This window comes from Acidithiobacillus sp. TH-A36 (assembly GCF_057473445.1).
This window is the reverse complement of sequence record NZ_JBYCKP010000436.1, coordinates 1-7623: the sequence shown is the minus strand read 5'-3', so window position 1 is coordinate 7623 and position 7623 is coordinate 1. Positions and strand designations below refer to the sequence as shown.

Sequence of the window (7623 nt, the reverse complement as noted above, 5' to 3'; positions counted from 1 at the left end):
CCAGTGACACCGATATATTACGCAGTGCCGGTGCCGAGCAGGCTCTGGCGGTTCTCGCCCTGCGCGCAGATGATTCAGAAAACGCCTTCGTGGTGCTTGCGGTCAAGGAAATGGAAGGCTCCGCCAAAACCGTTGCCGCAGTCAATGACAGTAAAAATCTTGGCCGGGTGCGCCGGGTCCAGCCGGATATGATCATCGCTCCCCAGGTACTGGGTGGCGAGCTGCTTGCCATGGCACTCAACGGCGAGCAACTGGATAACAACGCCGTCATGAAAATGTTCCGCTTCAGTACTGGCGCCACGCCCGGCAAAGGCTAGCCGTGCGCAGCATCCCAATGCTTTCCCACCCCGAGGCCCACCAGTAGGGGAACTGCCAACTCTGCCACGCCTTCCATACGTTCCTTGAGGGCGGCACGGGCAGCTTCAAGACCACTCTCAGGCACCTCAAGTATCAACTCATCGTGCACCTGCAAAATCATTCGACCCCAGGCCGGGTTTTCCTGCAACCAGGCATCTACGGCAATCATGGCTTTTTTGATCAGATCAGCCGCCGTACCCTGCATGGGCGCGTTGATGGCAGCCCGCTCGGCGTAATTGCGCCGCGCCGCATTACTGGAGCGAATTTCAGGCACATACAGACGGCGGCCGAAAAGGGTTTCCACATAACCCTGCTGTCTTGCCAGAACGCGGGTTTGCTCCATGTAAGCAAGCACCCCCGGATAGCGCTCGAAATAACGATCCATGTAAGCCCGGGCAGCACTCTGCTCAATACCTAGCTGCTGGGCGAGGCCATAGGGGGTCTGACCATATATCAAGCCGAAATTGATGGCTTTGGCTGCACGCCGGGCATCACTATCCACCGCCTCCGGAGCCAGATTGAACACTTCGGCAGCCGTCGCAGCATGAATATCCTGGCCTTCGGCAAAAGCCTGCAAAAGACGGGCGTCCCGAGAAAGGTGGGCCATGATGCGCAATTCAATTTGTGAGTAATCGGCACTGAGCAGATAAAATCCGTCTTCGGCAACAAATGCCTGCCGGATACGCCGACCCTGCTCGGTACGCACCGGGATATTCTGCAAATTCGGCGCACTGGAGGACAAGCGTCCGGTGGCCGCCACGGCCTGCTGAAAATGGGTATGCACCCGACCTGTCCGGGGGTTGATCATTTCCGGCAGGGCATCTGCATAAGTGTTTTTCAGCTTGGCCATTCCCCGATATTCCAGAATCAGTCGGGGGAGATCCGCCTGAACCGCCAGCTGGGCCAACACATCCTCGCTGGTAGAGGGCTGGCCACCGGGCGTTTTTTTCAGGACCGGCAACTGCATTTTATCAAAAAGAATTTCCTGGATTTGTTTCGGTGAGCCGAGATTGAACGCTTGTCCGGCTGCCTCGAAGGCCTGAGCTTCACAAGCGGCCATATCCCTGCCCAATTCCATGCTGAGGGTTTTCAACTGCTCCTTATCCACCCGTACACCGGCCTGTTCCATACGCGCCAGCACCAGCACCAGCGGCATTTCAATGTCCATCAGGACGCGCTGCAGGCCCGCCTCACTGGCATAGCGTGGCCACAGTTGAGCATCAATCCGCCAACAAACGTCCGCATCTTCAGCCGCATAGGGTAAGGCCTCGGCTACGGGCACGTCGGCAAAATTGCGCGCCGATTTGCCTTTGCCCGCGACTTCTTCGTAGGTAATGTTCTGGTGCTGCAGATGGCGCTGCGCCAGAGTATCCAGATCGTGGTTATTCTGGCTGCTGTCCAGGATGTAACTTTCCAGCAGGGTATCCCGGCACAAGCCTGCCGGATGAATGTCGTAACGCCAGAACACCCGCCAGTCATACTTGGCATTTTGGGCCAGCTTGGCGGCCAGCGGATTTTCCAGCCAGGGCCGCAACGCTGCTAAAACATGATCCAGCGCCAGCTGTGTGCAGTCATCCCGGTGTCCTACCGGAATATAAACCGCTTCAATCTGATCCCCTTCCTGCCAGGCACAGGAAATACCCACCAGATCGGCATTCAGCGGGTCCAATGCCGTGGTTTCCGTGTCCAGTGCCACCAAGTCCGCCTGCTGCAACTTTTGCAGCAGGTTTTCCAGTGCTGCGGGGGTCGTAATCGCCCGATAACGGCTGCGATCAATGGGCATCAATCCCCCCGCAGCGCTTTCATTTACCAAAACCCCGGTATCCTCGGTGCCTGGCTCGGCTGGATATTCCTTGAGCCAGGCATGGAAGCCCAGGCGCAGGGCGAGGCTGCGCAATTTTTGGGTGTTTTCGGGAACACGTTGATAAGATTGCTCCGGCAGATGGAGATTGCAGCGAATCGTGGCCAGATCCAGGCTGAGGGGCAGATAGTCCAGAGAGGCCCGCAGTGCCTCACCGATTTTGCCACCAATTTCATCAGCGTGGGCCAGAACGCCATCCAGACTGCCATATTGCTGAATCCATTTGGCCGCTGTTTTCGGCCCCGCTCCGGGCACCCCCGGAATGTTATCGACCTTGTCACCCGTAAGCGCCAGTAAATCGGCGATATGTTCCGGGGCCACGCCATAACGTTCCCATACGCCGGCTACGTCGGTTTTGACGCCCTTCATGGTATCCAGCAGGGTGACCTGATCATTGACCAACTGGGCCATATCCTTGTCACCCGTCACGATAATCACCTGCTGGCCCGACTGCGCCGAGCCCGCAAGTGTCCCGATGACATCATCGGCTTCCACATCCGGCACCAGCACCAGCGGCAGACCCGTTGCCCGGATCCATTCATGCAGGAGCGGAATCTGGGCGCGCAAATCCTCCGGCATGGCTGGACGCTGGGCCTTGTATTCTGGATAAAGCCGGTCACGAAAGGTCCCGCCGGGAGCATCAAAAACCACAATGATTTCATCACTGGGATATTCTTTCGCCAGGCGCCGCAGCATGTTGGCCACCCCGAATACCGCCCCGGTAGGCAGATTATCCGGCGCCCGCAAGTCCGGCAGGGCATGAAATGCCCGGTACAGGAAACTGGAGGCGTCAACGAGAATACGAGGGTCTTGGGGCATGATCTGGGACTTGTTAGCGAATTTCCGTCATAATACGGAAAATCTCCATCATTGACACGGGAATGAGGCATGCGGGCGCATCTTGAGGAAGAAAAACTACGGGACGGGGGAGAAGGACGACTCACCCGCGAGGCCTGGAAAATCTTCCAGATCATGGCGGAATTTGTGCGCGGCTATGAAAAGCTGGTGGACGTGGATCCCTGTGTCAGCATTTTCGGTTCCGCCCGCCTGGGTCCCGACAATCCCTGGTATCTGAAAACCCAGGAAATTGCTGAAAAGCTCTCCAATGCGGGCTTTTCGGTTTTGAGCGGCGGCGGCCCCGGCATCATGGAAGCGGCTAACAAGGGGGCTTTCCACGGCACCGGCTACAGCATCGGGCTGAATATTGAGCTTCCCCATGAGCAGCACAGTAATCCTTATCAGGACATTGCCATTTCCTTTGAGCACTTTTATTCCCGCAAGGTCATGTTCATGAAATATGCGGTCGCCTATGTCGTCATGCCCGGCGGTTTTGGGACACTGGATGAGTTGGCCGAATGTCTGACCCTGGTGCAAACCGGCAAAACCCGGCGCATGCCCATTATTCTGGTAGGCTCGGATTTCTGGAACGGGCTGATTGCCTGGTGGCAGGAAGCCATGCTCGGCCTTGGCACCATCAACCCTGAAGATCTGAATCTGATTACCGTCATTGATGATCCTGACGAAGTCGTATCGGCTATATTCAACCATTATGAAAAGCGCGGTTTTGCCCCATCGGCCGCCGAAACAGAAGCCCTTCTCAACCTTTAGATATTCAGGGAGTTCCCATGTCTACTCATATCATGATTACCACCATGGTTGCCGCCCTTGCGCTGGGTGTCGCCGCCACTGCCCTGGCAGATACGGATGCTGCACTACCCAATTCGGCACAACAAAACATCCAAAAACTGCATCTGCCCAAACTCGCCCCGCAAAAAATCGGTCCCAATGCCGAGATCAAGGCACCGACCGGATCCAAAATCGAGGAATACAAGGTCAACGGCAAGGTTTACATGATCAAGGTCATTCCACCCAAACCCTTCCCGCCCTACTATCTGGAAGACAAGGGCGGCACCGGGCGTTTCACGGAAGTTCCGCAAACCGCTGCGGAGCACCTGAGTGTTCCGCAGTGGATTATATTTCGCTGGTGAAGCCCTGTTAGAGTAAAACTGCATCTATGTCTGTTTATACCAATGTCTCCGATCAGGAGCTCGCGCAATTTCTGGAAGACTATGATCTGGGAAAAGCGATCTCCCTGACCGGCATTTCTGCGGGCGTCGAAAATAGTAATTATTTTCTGGATACGGACCAGGGCCGTTTTGTGCTGACCCTGTTTGAGCGCCTTTCCGCCGCCAAAATCCCCTATTTTCTGGATCTTACCGACTGGTTGAGCACCCATGGCATTCCCTGCCCGCGCCCTATGCACGCCCGTAGCGGGAAAAGCCTGAATAGCTTATGCGGCAAACCTGCCGCCATTGTGCAATGCCTTCAGGGCCGGTCCATTGAAGGGCGAGCCCCCACGCTGACGGAAATTCGCGCTTTGGGGCAATTACTGGGGCAAATGCACCTGGCGGGAGAGGACTTTCCCCAGCGCCACCCCAACCCTGCGGGACTGCCCTGGATGCAGGAGACCGCCCGTCATCTGGTGCCGCATCTGGATCCTGCCGACAACCAGATAATTATCGATGAACTGGCTTATCAAAGTCTCATTCAGCGGGAAAAATTACCGGGAGGGGTCATTCATGCAGATCTTTTCCCCGACAACGTGCTCTTCGCAGAACAACAGATTTCCGGCACCATCGACTTCTATTACGCAGGCGATGATGCCTGGCTTTATGATCTGGCAGTCGTCGCGAACAGCTGGTGTGCACGCCCTGACGGCCAGCTGGATCCTTCTCTCAGTGTGGCACTGTGGGAGGCTTATGTGGCGACCCGTCCGCTGCGGGATGACGAAGCCCCCCTGTGGTTTGCCATGCTCCGGATAGCCGCCTTGCGCTTCTGGCTGCTCCGGCTGGATGCGGTGCACTTCCGCCGCCCTGGCGCCATCACTTTCTGCAAGGATCCGGAAGAATACCACCGGATTTTATTACAACGCCGCCAGGGGCTATAGCCACTCGTTTGCGGGTTCAGGACGATTCCTGCAGGGAAAAATGCCGGTAATGAAAGGCATTACTGTCGGGGCCACCATCGAGAATATACCCGCGACTGCCACGGCGGACAGCATGCTCTTCTCCGGCTGGTATCGGTTTTTTTCGCGAAGCCGCTTTCCCGGCCGAACAACCGGTGCCGGACGATAGAGCCGTCGTCTGCCCATCCAGTGCCAGAGAGGGGCGCAATCTTTCCAGCAGCTTGCTGCCAATGCCACGCACCCGGGCAAGATCATCGAGAGTTTTGAAAGATCCGTGCGCCTTGCGATATTCCACAATAGCCTGTGCCTTGGCGGGACCAATACCCGGCAAACTATCCAGTGCAGCAACATCTGCGGTATTGATGTTGACGGATGCCCACAATGGCAGGGCAAACAAGGACAAAACCACACCCAGCAGCATACCCATCCATATTTTCATCACGCTCCTCCCATTCTCCTAAAAAAGACCGTTGCTTTGACAGCTTTGTAGTGATTTTGGCAGTTTTTGCTTTTGAATGTCAGGGCAACTGCTGTAATTGCACTACACCCAAAGCCAGCCACTTGGCCCCCGAACTGAACTGGACCTGGATTCGACCCTGACGACCGCCTGCCTCGTAATCCAGCACCGTCCCCTCGCCAAATACCGGGTGCTGTAAACGGGAGCCCAGCGGATACGGCATTTCCGGGGCTGCAGGTCGTAGCGCCATGGCGGGACGACTGATGCGCGCGCGCGGACGCAAATCCTGCAAAAGCTCCTGGGGGATTTCCCGCAGAAAACGGGAGGGCATGCTCATTCTTTCACTGCCGTGCAAACGCCGGCTTTCAGCATGACTGAGCACCAGCAGGCGCATGGCCCGGGTCATGCCCACGTAACAAAGGCGGCGTTCTTCCGCGAGACCCTGACCATCTTCCAAAGAACGTTGGTGCGGAAACAGACCCTCTTCCAACCCCACCAGAAAAACCAGAGGAAACTCCAGACCTTTGGCGCTGTGCAAACTCATCAGCTGGACGCAGTCTTCCCAGGCATCTCCGGCCCCATCGCCCGCTTCCAGCGCGGCATGGGTGAGAAACTCGGAAAGCATGTTGCCAGGTTGCGGTGCCAGCTCACCCAGTTGCGGATCAGCATGCCAGTCCTGGCCGTACGCACGCGCGGCATTGATGAGTTCATCGAGGTTTTCGAGGCGGCCTTCAGCCCGGTCGCCTTCACGACTGTGCCATTCGCGCAGGGCGGTATGCTGCAAAATAATTTCCACGCGCTTGTCGAGGTCCTGCTCTTGGGTCTGCCCGGCAAGCGCATCGACCAGATTCAAAAATCCATTGATTTTTGCCTGATTCAGTTCTCCGGCCGCCTGCCAGAGCGACAGACCCTTTTCGCGGGCGAGATTGCGCAGCCGTTCGACACTGACCGCTCCGATGCCACGCGAAGGTACATTCACAACCCGCTCGAACGAAGCATCATCATGACGATTGGCGGTCAGGCGCAAATAGGCGAGGGTGTCCTTGATTTCCGCCCGCTCAAAAAAGCGCAGGCCACCATAAACCCGGTAAGGCAGGCCTTCACGCACCAGAACTTCTTCAAAAGCGCGGGACTGGGCATTGGAACGATAAAGAATGGCACAATCCGAACGGCGCCCGCCCTGATCCTGCCACTGCTGAATCCGCCCGATCACATAACGGGCTTCATCAAATTCATTGTACGCCGTGTACAGGTGTACCGCTTCGCCACCAGGCTCGGCGGTCCATAGGGTTTTACCCATGCGCTCGGGATTGTTGGCAATAACCGCATTGGCGGCCTGGAGAATGGCAGCAGTCGAGCGATAATTCTGCTCCAGGCGCACCACCCGGGCACCCGCAAAGTCTTCACCAAACCGCAGCAGGTTCTCGACCCGTGCGCCGCGCCAGGCATAAATGGACTGGTCATCATCCCCAACCACAAAAATCTGGCCATGTCGCGCCAGCCCTTTCAGCCAGGCATATTGCACCGCATTGGTATCCTGAAACTCGTCCACCAGAATATGCTGAAAACGTCGCTGATAATGATCCAGAATCTCCGGAGACTCCCAAAGCTTCAGGGCATACAGAAGCAAATCCCCAAAATCGAGCAGCCCGGAGCGTTGCTTGGCGACTTCATAGGCCTGATAAATCGGCACAAAAGCCGCAGCCGCCGGTCCTTCGTAGCGCAACACCTGCTCCGGTCCCCAGCCTTCGTCCTTCCAGCGGCCAATGCGCCCTGCCATGGCCCGGGGCGGCCACTGCTTCTCGTCCATCTGCGCCTCGCGCATGAGGCGGCGCAACAAACGCTGACTGTCTTCGGAATCCAGCACCTGAAAATCAGCGGGCAATTTCAGTGCTTCATGATGCAGGCGAATCAGGCGATGTGCGAGGCCGTGAAATGTCCCCATCCACAGGCCGCGCAGTTCCATGGCGACCATTTTATCAA

General features: G+C 56.9%; 7 protein-coding genes. 4 read left to right on the top strand and 3 right to left on the bottom strand.

Going from position 1 to position 7623, the window contains the following annotated elements; all coding sequences use genetic code 11:
- Positions 1-317, top strand: a 317-nt coding sequence (locus AC2VLY_RS11250; RefSeq protein WP_486891735.1) for an NAD-binding protein, incomplete at its 5' end; no start/stop codon positions are given.
- Here the strand turns inward: AC2VLY_RS11250 and polA are convergent.
- Positions 314-3037, bottom strand: a complete 2724-nt coding sequence (polA, locus tag AC2VLY_RS11245; protein WP_486922298.1) for a DNA polymerase I — start codon at positions 3035-3037, stop codon at positions 314-316. The two genes, AC2VLY_RS11250 and polA, sit on opposite strands and share 4 nt — an antisense overlap.
- Before the next feature lie 69 nt (positions 3038-3106).
- On the opposite strand from polA, the gene AC2VLY_RS11240 reads away from it, so the two are divergent.
- Genes AC2VLY_RS11240 through AC2VLY_RS11230 form a run of 3 tightly spaced genes read left to right on the top strand, consistent with a single transcriptional unit; the run spans position 3107 to position 5165 of the window.
- Entirely contained in the window at positions 3107-3826 is a 720-nt protein-coding gene (locus AC2VLY_RS11240) for an LOG family protein (protein ID WP_193650806.1), read from the top strand.
- Positions 3827-3843: 17 nt separating this feature from the next.
- Positions 3844-4206 carry a DUF2782 domain-containing protein gene (locus AC2VLY_RS11235; RefSeq protein WP_486892721.1) on the top strand — a complete coding sequence of 121 codons (363 nt, stop codon included), beginning with the start codon at positions 3844-3846 and terminating at the stop codon, positions 4204-4206.
- 26 nt (positions 4207-4232) lie between these two features.
- Positions 4233-5165: a homoserine kinase gene (locus AC2VLY_RS11230; protein WP_193650805.1), complete on the top strand. Its 933-nt coding sequence runs from the start codon at positions 4233-4235 to the stop codon at positions 5163-5165.
- A gap of 16 nt (positions 5166-5181) precedes the next feature.
- Here the strand turns inward: AC2VLY_RS11230 and AC2VLY_RS11225 are convergent, their stop codons facing one another.
- Positions 5182-5622 carry a ComEA family DNA-binding protein gene (locus tag AC2VLY_RS11225; protein WP_010640790.1) on the bottom strand — a complete coding sequence of 147 codons (441 nt, stop codon included), beginning with the start codon at positions 5620-5622 and terminating at the stop codon, positions 5182-5184.
- A 79-nt stretch (positions 5623-5701) separates the two neighbouring features.
- The coding region (locus tag AC2VLY_RS11220) for a 3'-5' exonuclease (protein ID WP_486922297.1) at positions 5702-7623 on the bottom strand (1922 nt) is incomplete at its 5' end.